At 59.5% G+C, this 16,823-nt stretch carries 16 protein-coding genes; 9 read left to right on the forward strand and 7 right to left on the reverse strand.

The features are described from left to right. Positions 1-14: 14 nt before the first annotated feature. Positions 15-1,436: a B12-binding domain-containing radical SAM protein gene (locus ACF8K2_RS12240; RefSeq protein ID WP_392465026.1), complete on the reverse strand. Its 1,422-nt coding sequence runs from the start codon at positions 1,434-1,436 to the stop codon at positions 15-17. Continuing rightward, positions 1,433-1,597, reverse strand: coding sequence for a hypothetical protein (locus ACF8K2_RS12245; RefSeq protein WP_312154135.1), 165 nt, complete (start codon positions 1,595-1,597; stop codon positions 1,433-1,435). The genes ACF8K2_RS12240 and ACF8K2_RS12245 overlap by 4 nt, the downstream gene beginning before the upstream one ends. Before the next feature lie 229 nt (positions 1,598-1,826). On the opposite strand from ACF8K2_RS12245, the gene ACF8K2_RS12250 reads away from it, so the two are divergent. From ACF8K2_RS12250 to ACF8K2_RS12280, 7 genes are all read left to right on the forward strand, one after another. After that, complete coding sequence (locus ACF8K2_RS12250; protein ID WP_392465027.1) at positions 1,827-2,294, forward strand: hypothetical protein; 468 nt, start codon at positions 1,827-1,829, stop codon at positions 2,292-2,294. Between the two features lie 128 nt (positions 2,295-2,422). Further along, the gene (locus ACF8K2_RS12255) at positions 2,423-4,009 is read left to right on the forward strand and encodes a diguanylate cyclase (protein ID WP_392465028.1); all 1,587 of its coding nucleotides are present in this window, start codon (positions 2,423-2,425) and stop codon (positions 4,007-4,009) included. Positions 4,010-4,266: 257 nt separating this feature from the next. Continuing rightward, on the forward strand, positions 4,267-5,460 hold the full coding sequence (locus tag ACF8K2_RS12260) for a hypothetical protein (RefSeq protein ID WP_392465030.1): 1,194 nt from the start codon (positions 4,267-4,269) through the stop codon (positions 5,458-5,460). Next, the gene (locus tag ACF8K2_RS12265) at positions 5,460-6,827 is read left to right on the forward strand and encodes a hypothetical protein (RefSeq protein ID WP_392465032.1); all 1,368 of its coding nucleotides are present in this window, start codon (positions 5,460-5,462) and stop codon (positions 6,825-6,827) included. The genes ACF8K2_RS12260 and ACF8K2_RS12265 overlap by 1 nt, the downstream gene beginning before the upstream one ends. 604 nt (positions 6,828-7,431) lie before the next feature. After that, positions 7,432-8,205, forward strand: a complete 774-nt coding sequence (locus ACF8K2_RS12270; protein ID WP_392465033.1) for a ParA family protein — start codon at positions 7,432-7,434, stop codon at positions 8,203-8,205. 117 nt (positions 8,206-8,322) lie between these two features. After that, a complete protein-coding gene (locus ACF8K2_RS12275; RefSeq protein WP_186553395.1) occupies positions 8,323-8,730 on the forward strand; it encodes a DUF2946 family protein in 408 nt (135 codons plus the stop codon). A 68-nt stretch (positions 8,731-8,798) separates the two neighbouring features. Beyond that, positions 8,799-10,949 (forward strand): TonB-dependent receptor, encoded by a 2,151-nt coding sequence (locus tag ACF8K2_RS12280; protein ID WP_392465035.1) that lies wholly within the window; start codon positions 8,799-8,801, stop codon positions 10,947-10,949. A gap of 202 nt (positions 10,950-11,151) precedes the next feature. Here ACF8K2_RS12280 and ACF8K2_RS12285 read toward each other — a convergent pair whose 3' ends face one another. Continuing rightward, entirely contained in the window at positions 11,152-11,883 is a 732-nt protein-coding gene (locus ACF8K2_RS12285; protein WP_392465036.1) for a class I SAM-dependent methyltransferase, read from the reverse strand. 201 nt (positions 11,884-12,084) lie between these two features. Here ACF8K2_RS12285 and ACF8K2_RS12290 point away from each other — a divergent pair, with 201 nt between their 5' ends. Further along, positions 12,085-12,867 carry a hypothetical protein gene (locus ACF8K2_RS12290; protein ID WP_186553398.1) on the forward strand — a complete coding sequence of 261 codons (783 nt, stop codon included), beginning with the start codon at positions 12,085-12,087 and terminating at the stop codon, positions 12,865-12,867. Positions 12,868-12,918: 51 nt separating this feature from the next. Here the strand turns inward: ACF8K2_RS12290 and ACF8K2_RS12295 are convergent, their stop codons facing one another. Genes ACF8K2_RS12295 through ACF8K2_RS12310 form a run of 4 tightly spaced genes read right to left on the reverse strand, consistent with a single transcriptional unit; the run spans position 12,919 to position 15,765 of the window. Next, the gene (locus ACF8K2_RS12295) at positions 12,919-13,656 is read right to left on the reverse strand and encodes an amino acid ABC transporter ATP-binding protein (protein ID WP_392465038.1); all 738 of its coding nucleotides are present in this window, start codon (positions 13,654-13,656) and stop codon (positions 12,919-12,921) included. Then, on the reverse strand, positions 13,643-14,290 hold the full coding sequence (locus ACF8K2_RS12300) for an amino acid ABC transporter permease (RefSeq protein WP_186553400.1): 648 nt from the start codon (positions 14,288-14,290) through the stop codon (positions 13,643-13,645). The genes ACF8K2_RS12295 and ACF8K2_RS12300 overlap by 14 nt, the downstream gene beginning before the upstream one ends. Further along, positions 14,291-14,956, reverse strand: a complete 666-nt coding sequence (locus ACF8K2_RS12305; RefSeq protein ID WP_392465040.1) for an amino acid ABC transporter permease — start codon at positions 14,954-14,956, stop codon at positions 14,291-14,293. 23 nt (positions 14,957-14,979) lie between these two features. Then, positions 14,980-15,765, reverse strand: a complete 786-nt coding sequence (locus tag ACF8K2_RS12310; RefSeq protein ID WP_186553402.1) for a transporter substrate-binding domain-containing protein — start codon at positions 15,763-15,765, stop codon at positions 14,980-14,982. 275 nt (positions 15,766-16,040) lie between these two features. On the opposite strand from ACF8K2_RS12310, the gene ACF8K2_RS12315 reads away from it, so the two are divergent. Continuing rightward, positions 16,041-16,733, forward strand: a complete 693-nt coding sequence (locus ACF8K2_RS12315; protein WP_392465042.1) for a FadR/GntR family transcriptional regulator — start codon at positions 16,041-16,043, stop codon at positions 16,731-16,733. The last annotated feature ends 90 nt before the right edge of the window (positions 16,734-16,823 follow it).

Here is a 16,823-nt window from a genome sequence, read left to right on the forward strand (position 1 = left end):
CCGTAGCGTGCCAATCACGCCGGCAGGCGAAAAGGCAGCCGCGATACATCACAGGCGGCCACATCACGTTCGAACTGCGCATGGCTGTAATCGCGTGGGTAATAGGAAAAACACTTCAGATCAAAGTAGTCGCTTTGCGTCATGTAGCGCCTGGACAATGCCAGGCTCTCAAGCTCGGCCTGCTCGGAACTGAGCTCAGCACTCAGGTGCATCTGGGTCACGCCACCGGCCTGGGCACTGGCAGGGTCGACCGGCGATGCGCCGAGCACACGCAGCTCTTGTAGAAAATCTGCGCAATGGCTGTTCGGCCCATAGACCACCACCGGCCCCACCGACAGGCCTTTGAAGTACTGGGCATGGGCATCCAGCCAGCGCCGCGTTTCATCCAGGGTGCGCGCCGTTTCCCCGGCATACAGCAGCACATTGAGCTTGACCCAGATGCCGTGGCTGGCGCAGGTTTCGAGCAGCTCGCTGGCCGCGTCGAGATAGCGCCTTGGCTCAGGCGCCTTGTTCATGTGCCTGAGCTGCTGCAGCGAGGCCGACTCAAGCCCCAGGTCGATCACTTTCATGCCGGCCGCCGCCAGAGCAGCCACCGCGTTGGGCTTGACGCTGTCGACCCGACTTTCGCAGCGCCAGGCGACGTCGATGCCCGCGCGCTGGACCTGATCGGCAAGCTGCTCGGCCCAGCGTCGCTTAGGCACCAGGTAGGATGATTGAAAGTACGGACGCACCGTTTGATCACCATAGGCGGCGATGATGCGTTGCAGCTCCTTGACGATCAGCGTTGGCGCCTTGAGGTCTTCCAGTGGTATCGCTCGTTCTTCGCAGAACGCGCAGCCGCGGCCACAGCCGCGAGAGGTTTCAATGCTTGGCTGATAGCGTGCAAAACCCTCGACCAGGCGATGATTTAGACCGCAATCAGCGGGCGCTTGCCATTGCCCCTGGAAATCCAGCAGCCTGGGCAAGAGCGCCTCGCCTACCCCCTGAACAATCAGATCCGCCTGCGGCAGCAACCCCTGCAGCCAAGCCTTGTCCGGACCTGTGACCCAACGCCCACCGACCACAATCCGTGCCCCCCGGTCGGCACGCTTGACTGCCTCGCAGAACAGACGCGACCACTCCAGGGCATAGAAACTTGGGATCGACAGCAGCACCTGGGTATCGGCACTGATCCGCCCCTGCTGGTGCAGGCGCTGCACCAGCGACGAGGGGTGTTCATGCTCGCCATGCACCATCAGCGTATCCAGGCCATTGACCTCACACAACGTGGCCAGGCCCAGGGCACCGTAGTTCAAGTACAGTTGCCGCCGCGCCAGCGGGTGATCGCGTTTTTTCGGCTGCAGCAGGCCTGCAGAAACGAACAGCACCGAGCGCTGAGGGCCCTGCCTGGCGATCAGCCGCGCACCGCCAGCGCCACCGAAAATGGTTGGGCTCATGCTGGGTGGCCGCACCATTCACAGGTGTCATCGAGCGCGCCGTCGCTGGCGCCTTCGACTACAAGAATTTGCCGGTTTGGCCCTGACTGCTCGTCCTCGCGAATGCACGCCTCGCACAACGTAACCGTCGGATACTGCTCGCACGTGCGATCTGCAAGCATGTCGCCCTGCACCATGCACCTTTTCATAACGTTTCTCCCCGATTGCCAGACAAGGGCCTAAGCCTCTGATTGCTGGTCTATTCAGGTGGATGCGGGCAGGTCGTGTCAAAAACCATGCGTTTAATCAAAGTCGGAAAAAAGCCCTGATTCCGACAGGCTGGCGTGTGCTGCTAGCGAGGAAAAAACCGGTAAACTGGCCGCCTCTCCCGCGCCCAAGGCCTGCCTGTCGATGATCCGCCTGCCCAAACTGTTGCTGCCCCTGCTCCTGCTCGGCGCCCTCGCCGCTTGCGACCAGAAACCGACTCGTGAAGAGCAGATCCTTGCCAACCTGCCCCTGCAGGATGCCTACGAGCACAACATCGGCCGCATGGCCGCGTTGCTCGCCATGACCCATCCGCAGGTGCCGCAAGAGCACATCAAGGTCGTGCTGCGCAAACACCTGACCGTCGAAGACCAGCGTAACGACCTGTTCAAGCTGTACAGCGAAAAGAACTTCAGCGATGCCGAGTTCGACACCATCGTCCAGGCCACCCAGGATCCAGCCAAGGCCAAGGCACTGGGGGAAACTGCCGAGGGCAAGCGGCTGAGCGAGAAGCTCACCGGGCTGATGCGCGAAAGTGCCCGGGATGAAAAGGTCCAAGCGCTGGCGCAGGAGCGCATGCAGCAAGTGGAAGATGAATTGAACCAGAGCCAGTGACGTGGGAGCTTTCTGAAAGCCGCTGTTCACGCGCCCCGTCAGTTTGTTCCCGTTTCACCGTTCACGTAGCTGCGATGGCGCAGAGCGAGTAAGGTTATTGCTCGCTCTGCCTGTCAGTGAGGTCAGGATTGCCACACGCCAAAAAAGGACTGCGCCTGGATCTGCGCACACTCATCCTCGTGCTCTCGGCGCTTACCGCCGTGCTCATGTTGCTGACCAGTTACTTCGCCAGCTACCGGGTGCAACGCCAGCTGTTGATCGACCACTCACTGGAGTCCAACCGGGTGTATGCCGCAAAGCTTGCGGCGATTACCGACACCTTTATGGGCAATGGCCTGCAACAGCTGAGTTTCAGCGCTGGGGTTCAAGCGCTGCAACTGAACCACAAGGCAGCGCTGCTGGCAGAAACTGAACGTTTGCTGCGCCAAAGCAGCGCCTTCAACTCAACGTTCGTCATCGACGCACAAGGCGTGTTGCGCGCGGTGTCGCCCGCCTCACTGCGCCACTTGCTCGGCGCCAAGGTTCATTCTCCAGGCTCGCAAGAGGCATTGCGTGAGCGCCGGGCGCTGGTCTCCACGCCGTTCCTGTCATCAGCCAACAATCTGGTGGTGGCGCTGTCGCAGCCGATGTTCGACAGCCAAGGCACTTACCTGGGCTATGTCGGCGGCAGTCTGTACCTGCGCGAGCACAACATCCTCAATAGCTTGCTCGGCGAGCACTATTACCAGGATGGCTCCTACCTTTATGTGGTCGACCGCAACCGGCGCCTGCTCTATCACCCTGATGCGCAGCGGGTGGGTACGGTAGTCAGTGGCAATGAACTGATCGACCAACTCGCCACCCTCAAGGACGGTACCCGTCAGCTGACCAACAGCGTCGGCGTGCAGATGCTAGCCGGTTTTGCCACGGTGCCCAGCACTGGTTGGGGCGTGGTGGCGCAACAGCCGTTGGCGCAAACCATAGCGCCGCTGCGCCAGCTGATCCTCAATGTGATCTTCATCTCTGTCCCGCTGGCGCTGGTCGGCAGCCTGTTGCTGTGGTGGCTGGCGCTGACCATCACCCGCCCGCTCTGGCAATTGGCCGCCGGCGCGCGGGCACTGGACCGCGCCGAAACCGCAGAGCGGCTGCACCGGGTCAAGGCTTGGTACTTCGAAGCTGCCGAGCTCAAACGCGCCTTATTGTTTGGTCTCAATTTGCTGCAAGAGCGCATCGGCCGGCTCAACCGCGACGCCCAGACCGACCCGCTGACCGGGCTGGGCAACCGCCGTAGCCTGGAGTTCAGCCTGTCGCTGCTGGAGGCTGAAGGGCGTGATTTCTCGGTCATCGTGATGGATGTCGACCACTTCAAACGGATCAACGATGAGTTTGGCCACGATGTTGGCGACCAGGTGCTGCGCCGCTTGGCCGAGCTGATGCGCCGCTGCTGCCGCGAAGGTGATGTGCTGTGCCGTACAGGCGGTGAGGAGTTCCTGATACTGCTGCCCGGCGCGCCGCTGGAAATCGCCAGTACCGTCGCCCAACGGCTGCGAATCTGCGTACAAGACAGCGCAATTGCTCCGGTTGGCGCGGTGACCGTTTCGCTGGGTGTGGCGCAGTGGCATGCCAGTGGCGATGAGCAACTGGCCAATACCCTAAGCAGGGCAGATCGGGCGCTGTATTCGGCTAAGCGCGGTGGGCGTAATCAGGTCAGCGTCGCATCAACTTCCGCGCCTTGACTGCTCTTATACCCTGTACATAGCAAGGCTCTCAGAACGGCAGATGCAATATGTGACCCATGTATTAGGGTGTCTACCAAATTCTCGTCCCCACTTGCACATTTCCCTCACGCACATTTCAAAGCATGGATTTCTTTTCGACCCACTGATCCATCCCTACAGGCGGGCACGAATCGAGTGTCCATAATGGCATTTCAATGCTACCTTCATTATTGCAGCGGACCGCCACGGGACCAGGATCTCATTGGAAGAACTCTATGCAGATGAACATCCAAACCAACAGACGGATTTTGCGCATAACCAACCACGGTGAAATTCCACTGCCCTTTGGCCTGACCAAAGCCTACAAGGAAATCATCAAGCAGCCCAATGCGACCCTCCACGTCAGCGAGAAGAAAGTAATCTATATTGAGGCTCAGGGCATGAAGATCCAGCTCTATCCACCTTATAGCAAAAAAATCAAGACCCCACATACTTCACACTCACTCACCTTCACTATAGTTACTAGCGAGCGCGACAGGCGCGCCTGTCTTGCTATCCTCCTCAACGAACACTATTTACCCCCGCCGAATCGAGGAATTTATTTTGCAGTAAAAGATAAAGAGAACATTGTCGGATGCTGTATATTAGACACGCTAAACTTTGGCAACCCCAAAGGAAGATACTATATTGACCCTGCACTCTCTGACCAACTAAACCTACACCTCACCCACTGGTCGAGCATGCCCAGTGATGTGCGCCATCTGTTTAAGACTCAGCTGGGACTGATCTGGGTGAGTCGAATCGCACGAGATCGTAATTACAAACACATGGGATTGGGTGCATTATTGATACAAGAAACAATAGCAGCGATCCCTTGCCTCTTGCCAAACGCCCCCAAACACATCGAAATCATCAGAACTCAAGCGCTAGGAGCCAAGCCACAAAGAGACTTCCTTATCGACTCTGGCTTCCAGCAGGCACCGCGTACATCGTGGGGAGGCGCCTATCATTCCCCTCCCTCTCAAGATGAATGGTTCCCCTCCCGCATCCGATCCGAAAAGGTCTATTACTGGAAGCGCTTGCCAACTAAAGCAACCTTTGAAGTTGACAGGCTGTTTGTACCCTTGTCCGAAGCCCCCTTCCTTTGGTTCCGAGACAAAAATAAAACATGGGAACTGCGTCGTCATCGAGGGCAGTTTACCACCCGGCATGTTTTCCCAGGGAAGTGCGTCGAGCTTCGCAAGGGCTACAATACATCATGTACGCTATGGGGGACAATAAACAAAGTCATTCACTCAACGTCAATTGAGCAAGCCTTCGAGATGATTGGCGACTATAAAAAAATCCTACCTACCGCAGTCTCTTTTGAGGATGCTATGCGGCAGGCACAAGCCATACTCAATCCACCCCCTGACAGCGCCTTCATTGCATTTGAAATCACTAACCTGATCGACCCGGACCTCAACTAATGCACGATATAACCATCAGCGGCATTATCGACCTCATTGATAAAGCAACCGGCCCAGCTGATAATATTTTCAATACATTTCGACAAAACATTCTGTCAGGCAGCTATCAGGACTACGCAGAGGATAGCTTGAACAAACTGACCCCCGACATCCGTGACAGCCTGAACCCCTGGCGCGCCCATAACAGAATAAGTCACATCAAAGACAATGAATATTTCTTTAATTTCAAAATACCCTCAAAATACTTCCCCTTCTCTCACGGAGGCGAAACACACCTCATTGATTCCATTATTGGGGATATGTTCAGCATCTCAAATTCATCTATCAAGAAAATTCACATTACGCAAATCACCTGGCCCGAGCTCGACACCTCACTTCAATCAAAACAATCCACACCCAACACCATAAGAGCTAAATTCAAACTCGATCAATACAGCCCACTCCTGGGCTTTTCGGTTAAGCCACGGCTCGGCTTGCCAAACAACGCATTTTTTGAGCGGTGCGAAGAAGCAGCTAAGCTAGGGTTCAACATCATCGAGGCTGACACGCGAAAGATACTTCTGGACAGCAACGACCTAGATCGTCATATTGAATTTGCCAGCACCCTGTGCAAAACCGCCTATCAACGTAAGCACACCTGTGCATACTCAATCAACATGAGCAATTATGGAGGGGACTTTACTCGCGCCATTGAAAAAATATCGAAAACCATTCACACGGTACCTGCTGTTATAAAAATCGACGCAGGCCTCGACTCACTGAGTCGTATCAAGAAAGCCAAGGAAGTCAACAGCAATCTGATAATCACATCTTACCCACTCATCAAAAAAATTATCTCCCCGCGGATTCCCGACCAGTTTTTCGACCAAGTCCTGTCCCATTCCGGCATTGACATAATGTATCCCGGCGGCTTCGTCGCCGTCCCTGGAAACAAAAGACATTACAACGCTACTGAAGACCTGACCCTGCTCGGGGAATCCATTAGTCGATATACAAACCACATCATTTCCTCCCGTTTCACGCCCACCATCACTGGTGGTATCTCGGCAGGACTACTCCATTTGTATTATGAACTCTACGGTCCTAGGATCGGCTATTTTTTGGGCGGTGCCGTGGCAACCAACGCCAAAGGAATGAACGCTGGAGCAGAATTATGCATGGCAATTGTCAAACATGCAAAAGCCCAACGTGCGAAGTATGAAATTTTCAAAAATATTGCCCCTCTGCACAGCAAAATCATACAGAAAATTCGTGACGAAACCGACTCCGAATACGTTATCCCCCGGGAGTTTATCGAAAATAATAAACTTGGACAGTTCGTCGACGAGAACTGGAAAAACTGGACCCGCACCTCCTTCGATACTTGACAGCGACTTTGCCATGAACATACTAGCAGGCATCAATTCATACTTTATATTCCTTTGGGACTTTGGCTCCACCGCTTTTTCCGCCGCAGGCATATGGTGCGCCTATGAAAAATTGGGCTTACGTATCATCATGATGCTCGTGAGCACTGGCATCATCGCCTTTGCAATCCCTAATCTTCTGGACAAGTCCGAGTGCAGACCCGACCGGGACTCTTACATTAAAGTCCACTTCACGGAGTGCCATGCACGCATGAAGTGGCTCAGCGGCTGTATGCTACTCACCGCCGCCCTTACCATTTACACGTACCTCTGCTTGTTATTCTCCATTCACCCTGAACACCTCTGCGGCCCCTCTACCAAACTCCCTACGGATAGCAACATTGTTTTTTCCATACCCCTATTGCTTTTCAACATTGGATCCTGCGTACTCGCCTTTTTTGCATTGCGCTATAAGATTTACTGTTTCAAACACAAACAATGACGCGCATTGCAGTTTCGCCCGCGCGCCCTGTCTTTAAACTGTCATGTTTCCTTCATAGGATTGTCCCTGATCTGACATTTCAGCGCGCCGCCCGAGCGGCGCATCTCAGGGATGAACTGCACCATGCGTCGTGTCGTATTCAATCAGAAAGGTGGCGTCGGCAAGTCCAGCATCGCCTGCAACCTGGCTGCAGCCAGCGCTGGCGAGGGTTACCGGACGTTGCTGGTCGATCTCGATTCCCAGGCCAATGCCACCTACTACCTGACCGGGCTGGCCAACGACGACATCCCAGCGGGCATTGCCGACTTCTTCCGCCAAACCCTGTGCGCCACGCCAGAAGGCAAGAAGAACCGCGTCGCCATCACCGAGACGCGCTACCCCAACCTGCACCTGATCACCGCCAGCCCTGACCTTGCCGAGCTACAGAGCAAGCTTGAAAGCAAGTACAAGATCAACAAGCTGCGCAAGTTGCTGGTGGCGCTGTCGGACGACTACGAGCGGATCTACATCGACACCCCGCCTGCGCTTAACTTCTACACCTTCAGCGCCATGCTGGCGGCCGAGCGGCTGCTGATCCCGTTCGACTGCGACAGCTTCTCGCGCCAGGCGCTGCTCAGCGTCATGGCCGAGGTTGAGGAGCTGCGCCAGGACCACAACGCCGCGCTGCACGTCGAAGGGATCGTGGTCAACCAGTTCGCCGCACGCACGGCGTTGCACCAGACTCTGGTCGATCAACTGCGCGCTGAAGGGCTGCCGGTACTGCCGGTGTACTTGAGCACTTCGATCAAGATGCGTGAGTCGCACCAGGCCTCAGTGCCGTTGGTGCACCTGGCGCCGGGGCACAAGTTGTCGCGCGAGTTCGTCGATTTGCTGGATGTGCTGGAGCGGGCCGCCTGATAGATTGATCCGCGCTTGTCCCGCGATTAGGCCAGCGCAGGCTGCACAGCAACTGCGACAATCGACCACACCCATTGCAGCGCCCATAGAATCCACCCAAATGGTAGATTCCTCGCCATGAAAACCACCCGCCAGACGCGTTCGCTGACTGCCTGGGCGCTGTATGCCAGCGTTCTGTTCAGCCTATTGCTGTGCGGCCTGCACCACGGCCAGATGAGCGGCTTGCGCCTGGCTGGGCTGGAAGGTGGTTTCTGCTCGATCACCAGCGAACATGGCCCGGCCATCGACCTGGATCACGCCGGCGGCGATCAGCACATGGCCCAGCTCGACTGCCCGGTGTGCTCCTCGTTCGCCCTCGCCGTGCCGCTGACCAGCAGCGGCTGGTCGTTCAGCCGAGTGCAGGGCAATGCCCCTTCACCCATCGTCGTGCGCAGCTGGGCACAACCGCCACCGCGCTACCTACGTCCTGCCATCAATCCCCGCGCCTCCCCCGCCGTATTCCTCGCAGCTGCAACCTTCGTCTGACCCCGTTCGGGTACGCTTGCCCGTGCGCGTGCGGTCAGCCATGACCTTTGCGTGGAACCTACAACAACATGATCCGTAATACCTCCCTGGTGCTTCTGGCAAGCACCTGCACCGTCGCCTGGGCGGACCACTCGCCCGTTGAACTCAGCGCCACCACCATCGATGCCGAGCGCGCCGCGCCTTCCGGGGTGCAACTGGACGAACCGATCCGCACCGGTTCCAAGCTGGGCCTGACCGCCCGGCAAACGCCGGCCTCGGTGAGTGTCTCGGACCGGCGCGTGATCGAAGAGCGTGGGGCCAAGGACACCCAGGACGTGATCAACGCCATGACCGGCGTGAACGCCTCGGCCAACCCCGGTTACGGCGGTTTCGTCGCCTACCGCGGCTTTACCCAAAACCAGGTCACCCAGCTCTACAACGGCATCAACCTGGGCTACAGCAGCGCCACCCGGCCGGTGGACGCCTGGGTGATCGACCGGGTCGAGCTGATCGGCGGGCCGTCATCGTTCCTGCATGGCGCAGGCGCCGTGGGCGGCTCGATCAACTACATCACCAAGCTGGCCAGCCGCGATGAGCAGATCATCGATGGGCGGATTCGCTATGGCAGCTTCGATGACTCGGAAGTCGCTTTTGGCATCAACCAGGCGCTGGCCAGCAACCCGGCAGATGCCCATCACTTCCTGCGCCTGGATTTCAGCCGTGGCCACAGCAACGGCTACATCGACCGCAATGAACGCGACACCGACAGCCTGGCGATCTCCCTGCTCAGCGACCTGAACCCTAACCTGACCCACACCCTCGCCTTCGAGTACCAGCAGGACAAGGAACGCAGCCCTTACTGGGGCTCGCCGATTCTGCCAGGTCGCAGCACGATGAAGATCGACAACAGCCGCCGCTTCGAGAACTACAACGTCGCCGACGGGCGCTATGAGCAGCGGGTGCGCTGGCTGCGTTCGATCCTCGACTATCAGATCAGCGACAGCACCAGCGTGCAGAACACCCTCTATCACTACGACGCCCAACGCGACTACCGCAACCTCGAGCGCTACAGCTACAACGCAGACGGCAACGTACTGCGCTCAAGCCCTTATCTACAGCGCCACGAGCAAACCGTGCTAGGCGATCGTATCGAACTGCGGCACGACAACAGCCTGTTCGGCCTGGCCAGCCAATGGGCAGTTGGCCTGGACTACTCACGCATGCGCCAGGATCTCTACCCAGCCTCCGGCAGCTGGAGTGATGTGGTCGACCCGGACCACTTCGACCCCGGCAGCTTCGAGGATATTCCTGGGGTCAACGCCGGCTTGACCAAGCAGCGTCACCACCAGGTCACCAACCGCGCCCTGTTCGCCGAGAACCGTCTGCAACTGACCGATCGCCTGGCCCTGCTGACTGGCCTGCGTTACGACTACCTGGATATGCAGGTGAGCGACTATGGCGCCGTCACGCCAACCAGCCCGGCCTACTTCGAACGCCGCTGGGAGCCACTGAGCGGGCGCATTGGCCTGACCTTCGAACTGACCCCAAGCGCCAGCGTCTACGTGCAGTACAGCACCGCCGCCGACCTGCCGGCCGGTTCACTGGCCGGGGCGACCTACTCCAACGTCGGCCTGTTCGACCTGTCCAAAGGCGAGCAGTGGGAAGCGGGCAGCAAGTTCGACTTCCTCGATGGCCGCGGTGCGGCAACCGTGGCGCTGTACCAGATCGTGCGCAAGGACTTTGCCGTACGCGACTCGAGCAACCCCAACCTGACCGTGCAAGCTGGCCAACAGACCTCGCGTGGCATCGAGTTGTCCGGCCGTTTTCAGGTCACGCCCAAGCTACTCGCCGAGGCCAACTATGCCTATGTCGATGCGCAGTACGATGAGTTCAACGAAGCGGTCAACGGCGTGTCGGTCTCGCGCAAAGGCAACGCGCCAGTGAACGTGCCGGCCAACGTTGCCAACCTGTGGCTGACCTACAGCTTCAGCCCGGCGTGGTCGGCCGGGGTGGATGGCCGCTATGTCGACTCGGTGTATGCCGACAACGCCAACACCCTCAAGGCGCCGGCCTACACCTTGTTCGGCGCGTTTGCCCGCTACCGCCTGGATGAGCACACGGCGATCACCGCGCGGGTGCGCAACCTGACCGATGAGGTGTATGCCAAGCAGGCCTATGGCTTGCAGTACTACATGGGTGCGCCGCGCACATTCGAGGTGGCGATGGATATGCGTTTCTGATTGCTGGTTGTTGGTAGGGTTTCATCTGCCCTCATCGCGGGACCAGCTGTTATGGGGCTGCTGTGCAGCCCTTCGCGGCGGTTCGGCGCCCCGACCAGCCCGCTCCCACAGGTACCGCGCTGGCTTCGAGGTCAACGGGGTTCCTGTAGGATCAGCTTGCCCAGGAACAGGCCCGTGTTGCCACCACCACACCTGCTGCCCGTCATCCGCGCTGGGCTGCAACCAGCAACATCATTGGTCGCTCCAGCTCTTCGGCCAGTGCCGGCATGGCCCTTACCTGTTCACTGCTGGGGGCGAATTCCTCTATCCGGCTGATCTGGAACCCCGTTTCGATCAGGGCATTGAGGGTGCTGGCCAGGGTCCTGTGGTACTTCAGCACGCCTTTGGCGAACCAGTCGGTACGCCGCTCGCCCTCTTGCGCGTAGCCATTGACCGGCCAGGTCTTGCGCCCGTCTTGGTCGAGGCTGAAGTGCGGATGCGCGGCAGCCATGTAGATCGGGTGTTCACAGGTAAACACCAGGTGCCCACCCGGGGTGAGGGACTGGTGAAGGGTGCGCAGCAAGCGGGCGAAGTCCTCGATGTAGTGGAAGGTCAACGCGCTGTAGGCCAGCTCGAATGCGGCAGGCGGCAGTTGCAGCGTCTCCAGATCGGCAATGCGGTATTCAATAGCTTGATCCTGGGTGTCACGACGGGCTCGCTCGATCATATTGTTTGAAATGTCCAAGCCCAGCACCGAGGCTGCACCCTGCTCACGCAGCCAGCGCGAGGCCCAGCCGAAGCCGCAGCCCAGGTCGACCACCCGCTTGCCGCCAAGCTCAGGTAACAAAGCGCGGATTGCCGGCCACTCAGGCGCACCGTCCAGGCCGAGCACCTGACGCGGCAATTGACTGTAACCTGCGAAGAAATCGCTGTTGTCGTAGATGTTCTGGGCCATGTTCCTGCTCCGTGCTCGCCTGGAAGGCGAACTCTAGCGTATTCGCGCAGGCCCACAGCAGTTAAACGTAAGCATCGGCGACATCCGCTGAAAAACACTCCCGAACGATCACCCTGCTAAACAGGAATGAATTGCATTATCCTGTCGCGCCCTCACTACTGGCACATGAAAGTCCCAGTGCGCTCATTCAAGGAAGTCTTCGTGTCAAAGCACCACTGCATCGCTCGTCTGCCTGTCATCCTGCTCGGCGTTCTTGCCTTGAGCGCCTGCAAGACCTCTGGCGTGGTCGGCAACAATGTCGACAAAGTCGATGACAAGGTCATGCAGCAGTTCACCGCCGACGTGCAACACAATCTACAGCTCAACATCCTCAGCGCCTCGCGCGGCAAACTGGTCGGCGCGGCCAGGCTGCATGTGACCTTGAACAAACGCTCCGAGCCGGTAGCCTGTAAAGTCACCGCTGCCGCACCCAAGCATTCGGCCATGTTGCCAGCCGATGTGGTGCGCTCGGACTTCGCCACCCTGGCCAAGGTCATCAAGGCGCAGTGCTGGATGACCGTGTACCCACAGGTGCCTGAACCGTTGTTTGGCGAGGACGACAGCGTCGAAATGGTCGCCCCGGTGATCGTCATGCTGCCGGCGCACTGGAAGAATGCCCACGCCAGCTGGGACTTGCGCCAGCAGCAACGCCAGTACTTCTGGCACCAGCTGATGCGCACGCAACCGGTCGACAGCATCGGCACCGCGGTGATCCGTTATCAGGCCAATGCCCAGGGCAAGGTCCAGGGCTGCCTGATCGACTTGCAGCCTACGCGCTTGCGCACTGATGCTTTTCGCCTCGACAGCGCCTTGCAGGCGCGCTTGAACAGCGCGTGCCTGGGGCTTGATCTGCAAGCGATGCCTGGCTTTGCGCCTGATCCACACGGCCGGGTGGAAGGGTATGCGTTGGTCGAATACGCGCCTTGGAAGGTGGGCCGGCCCTAAGCCGGGAGATATTGGGGCTGCTGCGCAGCCCCAATCATAGCGAACCCCCTGCTAACCCACCTGCGCCACAGCACCAATGAAGTTGGCCAACTCCGGCGTCTGCGGCGCGGCGAACACCTCGCGTGGATTGCCCATTTCATGCACCTTGCCCTGGTGCATGAACACCAGTTTGTCCCCCACCTCGCGGGCAAAGCGCATCTCGTGGGTGACCATGATCAAGGTCATGCCCTCCTTGGCCAGCTGGCGCACTACGCCGAGCACTTCGTTGACCAATTCCGGGTCGAGCGCCGAAGTGATCTCGTCGCACAGCAGCACTTTGGGCGACATCGCCAAGGCGCGGGCGATCGCCACGCGCTGCTGCTGGCCGCCTGACAAACGATCCGGATAGGCATCGAACTTCTCGCCCAGTCCGACTCGTTCGAGCATCTGGTGAGCCAGTTGCCGGGCCTCGGCCTTGCTGGTCTTTTTCACCACTTGCGGCGCCAGCATAACGTTCTCGCCAACCGTCAAGTGCGGGAACAGGTTGAACTGCTGGAACACCATGCCGACCTTCTGGCGCAGCGAGCGCAGGTCGGCGCGGGCAGCGTCGAGGTACTCGCCATCGACCTCGATCACCCCGTCACTGATCGACTCCAGGCCATTGAGGGTGCGCAGGAAGGTGCTCTTGCCAGAGCCGCTGCGGCCGATGATGGCGACCACCTCACCTTCCTCGATGCTCAGGTCGACGCCCTTGAGCACATGGTTGCCGCCGTAGTACTTGTGCAGCGCGGACACTCTAAGCAGGGGCATGCAGCCTCCTTTCCAGATAACGGGCGCTCAGCGAGAGCGGATAACACAGGATGAAGTAACCCAAGGCCACCAAGCCGTAGGTCAGGAACGGTTCGAAGGTGGCGTTGGCCAGCATGCCGCCCGTCTTGGTCAGCTCGGTGAAGCCGATGATCGAGGTCACCGCCGTGCCCTTGACCACCTGCACCGAGAAGCCCACCGTCGGCGCAATGGCAATGCGCAGGGCCTGCGGCAGAATCACATGGCGCAATTGCTCAAGCCGGCTCAACGCCAGGCTGCCGGAAGCTTCCCACTGCCCGCGCGGGATCGACTCGACGCAGCCGCGCCAGATCTCGGCCAGAAACGCACTGGTGAACAAGGTCAGGGCAATGGCTGCCGCCATCCAGGCCGAAACGTCGATACCGAACAGGGCGATGCCAAAGAACACCATGAACAGCTGCATCAGCAGTGGCGTGCCCTGGAACAATTCGATATAGCCCCTGGCCAGAGCGCGCCACAGGCCGCTATCGGAGATCCGCGCCACCAGCAGCAACAGCCCGGCGATCCCGCCGCAGACAAACGCCACCAGCGACAGCAGCACTGTCCACTGCAAGCCGATCAGCAGGTTGCGCACGATGTCCCACAAGGTGAAATCCATTCAGCGTCTCCCTATCAGCAAGCGCTGACCGAGCCAAGCCAGCAACTGGCGCACGACAATCGCCATGACCAGGTACAGCAGCGTGGTCAGCAGGTAAGTCTCGAAGGCGCGAAAGTTGCGCGACTGAATGAAGTTGGCAGCAAACGACAGCTCTTCGGTGGCGATCTGCGAACATACCGCCGAGCCGAGCATGACGATCACGATCTGGCTGCTCAGCGCTGGCCAAACCTTGGCCAGCGCAGGCTGCAGCACCACATGGCGGAACGCTTCGAAGCGGCTCATGGCCAGTGCCGCGGCGGCTTCCAGCTGCCCCTTGGGGATTGCCACGATACCTGCGCGGATGATCTCGGTAGAGTAGGCACCCAGGTTGATCACCATCGCCAGCACCGCTGCCTGCCATTCCGTCAGGCGTACGCCCAGCGCCGGCAGACCGAAAAAGATGAAGAACAATTGCACAATGAACGGTGTGTTGCGGATCAGCTCCACATACACCCCAAACAGTGCATCGAACGGCCGCAGCCGCCAGGCGCGCACCACCGCGCCAAGCACCCCGATGGCCAGCCCGAGCACGGTGCCGACCACGGTCAGTTGCAGGGTGAACAGCGCCCCTTTGAGCAACAGGTCGGCCTGGGCCAAGACCGGGGCGAAATCAAATTGGTAAGCCATCGATCAACAACTCCAGGCGCCGCTCAAAGATCGGCCGGCAGTGGCTGCTTGAGCCATTTCTCGGCATTGCGATTGAGGCTGCCATCGGCCTTGGCCGCATCCAGGGTGGCGTTGACCTTGTCCAGCAGCGCCGGCTCTTGTTTGGCCAGGCCGACATACACCGGCGAGTCCTTGAGCTTGACCTTCATCACCGGCACTTTGGCCGGGTTCTTCTCAGCGATCGCCGACATCACCACGCTGCCGCTGGCGATCAGCTCGACCTGGCCGGCCAGGTAAGCGGCAATGGTCGAGTTATTGTCTTCAAAGCGCTTGATGGTGGCGCCCTTGGGGGCCACGGCGGAGAGTTCCATGTCTTCGATCGAGCCACGGGTGACGCTGATGGTCTTGCCAGCGATGGCTTCAATCGTATCGATGCTCGCTTCAGCCGGACCGAACACGGCCAGGTAGAACGGCGCGTACGGCCGGGAGAAATCGATCACTGCAGCGCGCTCGGGGTTCTTGCCCAGGCTTGAGATGACCAGGTCGACCTTGCCGGTGGTGAGAAACGGAATACGGTTGGTGCTGTTGACCGGGGTCAGGGCCAGCTTGACGCCCAGTTTGTCGGCCAGCAGCTGCGCGGTGTCGATGTCCAGGCCGCGCGGCTTGAGGTCTGGGCCTACCGAGCCGAATGGCGGAAAGTCTTGCGGCACGGCCACTTTCAACACGCCACGGGCAGTGATGTCGGCGAGGGCGTCGGCCTGGGCCTGGGTCACAGCCAGGGCACCGGCGCAGAACAGGGAAGCCAGGAACAGGGAGCGGAAGGTAGTCATGCAATAGCCTCGCGTGGGTCCGGGGTGATCAGTCCTGGTGACCAGTGCACGGGGCATGCCAGAGTGAAGAAAAACCTGTTGAAACACGCACAAGGCGCGGCGCGACACGGTCTTACTGGTCTGAACAGTTGCACCTTCATACGCCCTGTCATCGTCAGCGGGCGCCCCGCATTCGTGCAACCGGCGCTACCTCTGCGCCAGGCCAGGGCAAGGCTTGCCAGCGCGCCTCAGAGCCCGTAAAAGGATCGGACATCGCCCCAACCGGTCTGAACAGCATGCTCGACACCCTCCCCCGCGCCGTCCCGGAGATCGCCCTGCAGGCGATCCGCAAACTGATCGAGGACGGTGGCTACCTGCCTGGCGATGCCCTGCCCTCGCAGCGCGATCTCTCCGAACAGCTGGGGGTGAGCCGCGCCTCATTGCGCGAGGCGTTGTCATCGCTGAGTGCCTTGGGCGTGGTCAGTGTCCAGCCAGGTAAGGGCGTGTTCGTCCAAGAGCCTGCTGCCCAGACGCCAGCGGGTTTTAGCTGGCCCTATGCCGAGCAGGTCTCGGCGGCCGACACCTTCCAGCTGCGCTATGCCCTGGAAGGCTTCGCTGCCGGGCAGGCAGCGCTCAACCTGACCGCCGATGACATCGACCGCCTGCAAGACAATGTCGACGCCATGCGCCAGGAGTTACGCGCAGGCAATTTCGAAGCAGCGGCGCGGCTTGATTTCGCCTTTCACCAGGCGCTGCTGCAGGCCAGCGGCAACCGCGCGATGCTGCATGTGATCACCGCCAGCCAGGATATTTTCCTGGAAAGCCAGAAGCTGCCGTTCATACGGCCTGAGCGGGCGATGGAGACCTGGCAGGAGCACAGCAAGATCCTGCGGGCTTTGATGCGCCGCTCACAGGTGGGGGCGCAGCGGGCGATGCAGGAGCACATTCGCAATGCCGCGTCGCGCACCGGGGTGGTGTTCAGCGTCTAGCGGCCCGCGGGCCATGCGACTTGAATAGATATCCCAAGGTCGCCCACAACCAAGCGCACCGAGCCAACTCTCGGGTCTACTGGCAGCCAC

The sequence above is a fragment of the Pseudomonas sp. xss_2 genome (assembly GCF_043104195.1).
In the GTDB taxonomy this organism is placed as follows: Bacteria; Pseudomonadota; Gammaproteobacteria; order Pseudomonadales; family Pseudomonadaceae; genus Aquipseudomonas; species Aquipseudomonas urmiensis.